3 protein-coding genes are annotated in these 3,777 nt (G+C 67.5%); 2 read left to right on the top strand and 1 reads right to left on the bottom strand.

Going from position 1 to position 3,777, the window contains the following annotated elements; genetic code table 11:
• Positions 1-929: 929 nt before the first annotated feature.
• Complete coding sequence (locus tag M7D61_RS04480; protein WP_298228020.1) at positions 930-1,874, top strand: glycosyltransferase; 945 nt, start codon at positions 930-932, stop codon at positions 1,872-1,874.
• Positions 1,875-1,944: 70 nt separating this feature from the next.
• Entirely contained in the window at positions 1,945-3,126 is a 1,182-nt protein-coding gene (locus tag M7D61_RS04475; RefSeq protein WP_298228018.1) for a glycosyltransferase family 1 protein, read from the top strand.
• A gap of 30 nt (positions 3,127-3,156) precedes the next feature.
• On the opposite strand, the gene M7D61_RS04470 is transcribed toward M7D61_RS04475, so the two are convergent.
• A partial coding sequence (locus M7D61_RS04470; protein WP_298228016.1) for an AAA family ATPase occupies positions 3,157-3,777 on the bottom strand: 621 nt, incomplete at its 5' end.

The following is a 3,777-nucleotide window of genomic DNA, read 5'->3' as shown; positions in this document are numbered from 1 at the left end:
GCCGCGAGTCAGCCGCTCCAATTCACTTCGTTCCCTCGCACTCAGCTCGATCACCGGCGCGCGTCGGGGCATGGGTCGGTCCTCCTGACCCATAATCCCATGAGATTATGATCCATGTCAATTGCGGGACAGGGTACTAGGACGTCGATGAGCCGGGAGCGGTGCTACTTGAGGTGGCTGGAGCAACGGCACGTGTTTCTGCCCGGCCTGTTCGCAGAGACGATGGTCACATGCAAGTAGGATGCGGAGCCCGATTGCCATTGTCTTGTCCCTTTGACCGGAGATCTCGGCGCATCGGCCGCGCTGCGATCCAGGTTCCGCGAACCCGGCTGTCGGCCTGCTCGCTCATGGCTGCGGAAGGCTCTGTAGCTGGGAGCGAGACGTGAGCTGGAACTCGAGGTGTGTCGGCGTCCTCGGTCGTGGTCGAAACGCCCAACTGAGGCCCGAGGAGTCTTGGTTACCCGGGGCGGCGCTCCGACCGAGGACGTTCTTGCTGCTTCTGGCGGTGGCGCGTGCCTTGAAGTCGCGTTTGTCGCCGGGGGCGGCAACGTGACACTTAACCACCGCGGGCACGGCCTCAACGCCGGCGCGTGGGTCGCACAGCGCCGACCTGATGTCCAGGACCCCGTAGCCGGCAGGTCCACACCGTGTTGGTCTTGGGATACAGACCTGCCGGAGGTGGTCCCATGCTCTGCCCTCGTGAACGTCGAGAGGTTCGGGTGGCCCGTCCTTTCAGGCATGCGCGGCAGTTTGACGAGCCGGCAACCGCACGCCATTTGCGCGTCCGTATCTCCGGGCTTGCGGAAGCTCTGCGCTACCATGGGCGAGGGGAAGAGCGAAGAGCGTGCCCGTCTGAGAGGGAACATCTCCAAGGGAGCAGAGCAAGGGCTCGGGAATCCCTGGGTTGCATCTCGGAATGCACCAATATCATGACCACGACGCCGCGAGCAGGTGTCATCATCGCGACACGGGACCGACCGGAGGCGCTCCGTTCAGCCCTGGAGGCTGCGCACCGTGCATTGGGGGTTACGCACGTCGAGTACATTGTCGTCGACCAGTCCGAGGACGAGGCTTCGCACGATATCTGCAGCCGCTTCCCCAACGTGCAGTACGTGCGCTCTACGTCGGTCGGCATCGCGCACAACCGTAACTTAGGCGCTGAGAGGACCCGGAGCGAGTGGGTGCTCTTCCTGGACGACGATGCCGTGTTGTCGGAGCACTTCGGCCACGAACTTGAGCGAGTCTTGGTACGGGCCGAGCGCTTAAGCCTCGTCGCCCCGCTCTACTTGGATCCGATCGGTATGCCTCTGGCTCAAGTTGCTCCAGATCGAGCTGTTCGTTTGGGTGCAAGCCACGTGTGGTGCGTGATTGGAATCTGTTTGTTGGTTCGCCGCGCCGACCTGTTTCGACTCGGCGGCTTTGACGAGCGGCTCGGGGTTGGGCGGCGATGGGGCAGTTCAGAGGAGACCGATCTGGTGCTTCGGTTCATCGAGGAGGGTCGTGGGTGCATCGTGGAGCCGTCGCTGGTCGTTATGCACCCGCGCGCCGCGGAACGGGGGAGGGGCTCGCGTCGCCGCGCGTTCCGCTACGGCCTCGGTACCGGCGCGTTGGTCCGCCTGCACGCGCTGCGCAGCGACGACCCGGCCTGGCGCCGCGAGGCGCGCAGCTTCATGCTGCACCCGCTGTGGGAGATCGTGCATGGGCCCGCGCGACGAAGGACCACGTTGCGTGTTGCCGAGTTGTTCGGTCGGTGGCTCGGCCTGCTGTTCGGTCCGAACCCGCCCCAGACCGGCGGTCGGATCGCTCACTCCGTCGCATGCATTCGCGCTTTGGCGAAGGCCAAGGTGCGCCCGATGGGGAGCGGCCATGGCTAGGAGCCGCCACGGCCTTTCCGGCTCCGCCCACGCCCACCGCAGTCGGCGGCGAGGTTGGAGGAGCTGACCGATGGTCAACCGCGAGCCCGACGTGCTCGTCGATGTCACGCCGCTGGCGCTCGGGTCGCGACAGCAGGGAATCGGTACCTACATCGTGGGCCTGACACGGGCGATGGCGGGGCTCCCTGCCGAGGAACTTCGCGGCCTGCGGGTGGCGGCGCTCGTGGACTGGCGGGGGGGCGTGCCGCAGCTGGCGCCGCTCGGCGAGGCGGCCGACCGGGTACGGACCTGGGAGGACGCTGCGTACAGCGATCGCACTTTTGTCTGGCGGCGTCGGTTCGAGCTCGGTCGCGCAGTGCGGCGCGCGGCACCACGCCTGGTACACCTGACGGAGGCGATCGGGATGCCGCTGCTTCCAGGTTGCCCGCGGGTAGTAACCTGCCACGACCTCATCCCGCTGCTCTTTATCGAGCGCTACGCGCGCCGCCGGCCGGCCCTGGCCCGCCTGCGCCGCCTCCCGCATGAGCTGGTGCGCTATCACGGCGCGCGCCGGGTGATCGCCGACAGCGAGGCGACGAAGCGTGACCTCTGCCGTCTGCTGCGCGTACCACGGGCGAAGATCGACGTCGTCCTTCTGGGTATCGACGCAAAGTTGTTTCTCCCTCGACGGGAGGCCGGCGAGCGGGCCTTGCTGCAGCAGGTCCATGCTCTCGACCGTCCCTACGTGCTCTACGTCGGCTCCGGCGATCCCCGCAAGAATTTGCCGTTCCTCGTCGAGGCGTTCGCCGCCAGTGGTCTCGCCAAGAACATGCTGCTCGCGCTTGCCGGATCGTTCCATCACTCGCACCGGCCGATGATCGAGGATGCCGTTGACCGCTATGGCCTCCGCGAGCACGCACGGCTGCTCGGCTACGTCTCCGAGGCACATCTGCCAGCGCTATACCGAAACGCCTCCGTCTTTGCCTTCCCGTCTCTGTACGAGGGCTTCGGGCTGCCGATCCTGGAGGCGATGGCGTGTGGGACGCCAGTTGTGACGACGGACTGCGGGTCGCTCGCAGAGGCTGCGGGGGAGGTAGCGTTGACCGCTCGGCCCGGTGATATCGAGGCCTGGGCCGCGGCATTACGACGTGCCGTGACGGACGACGGTTGGCGCCGAGCGGCAACCGCCGCCGGCCGCGAGCAGGCGCGGCGCTTCACCTGGGCCGCGTGTGCACGCGCGACCGTGGCCAGCTACCGTGCCGCGCTGCAATAGCTGTATGACACTCGGCGGCAGGGTTCCGGATCACTCACCGGCTGACGGGGTTGGTTCGCGGCGTTCGAACGTGAGCGCGTCGCCAGCGACGCCGAGGCGGACGGTGTCGCCGTCGGCAACCTCGCCGGCGAGCACCATCCGGGCGAGGGGGTCCTGCACCAGGCGCTGGATCGCGCGCTTGAGCGGCCGCGCGCCGAAGTCCGGGTCGTACCCCTCGCGGGCGAGCAGGTCGAGCGCCTCCTCCGAGGCCTCGACCGTGATCCGGCGCTCGGCCAGGAGCTGGTTCAGGCGGGCGAGCTGGATGCCGACGATCGCGCACATGTGCTCGCGGCCGAGGCGGTGGAACACCAGCACCTCGTCCACGCGGTTGAGGAACTCCGGCCGGAAGTGCGCCTTGAGCTCGCGCTGCACCAGCTCGAGCATGCGTGAGCGGTCCCCTTCGGTGAGCTGGGCGATCACGTCCGAGGCGATGTTCGAGGTCATGATCACGACCGTGTTGCGGAAGCTGACGGTGCGCCCCTTGCCGTCGGTGAGGCGGCCGTCGTCGAGCAGCTGCAGCAGGACGTTGAACACGTCCGGGTGCGCCTTCTCGACCTCGTCGAGCAGGACGACCGCGTACGGCCGCCGCCGCACCGCCTCGGTGAGCTGGCC

The organism is Gryllotalpicola sp. (assembly GCF_027352875.1).
Classification (GTDB): Bacteria; Actinomycetota; Actinomycetes; order Actinomycetales; family Microbacteriaceae; genus Gryllotalpicola.
The sequence above is the reverse complement of the archived record's forward strand: the minus strand, read 5'-3'. Positions and strand labels throughout refer to the sequence as shown.

Excerpts from the sequence above, each read along its gene's own strand:
- M7D61_RS04475 (WP_298228018.1), top strand. The coding sequence starts at position 1,945 with ATGGTCAACCGCGAGCCCGACGTGCTCGTCGATGTCACGCCGCTGGCG.
- M7D61_RS04480 (WP_298228020.1), top strand. The coding sequence starts at position 930 with ATGACCACGACGCCGCGAGCAGGTGTCATCATCGCGACACGGGACCGA.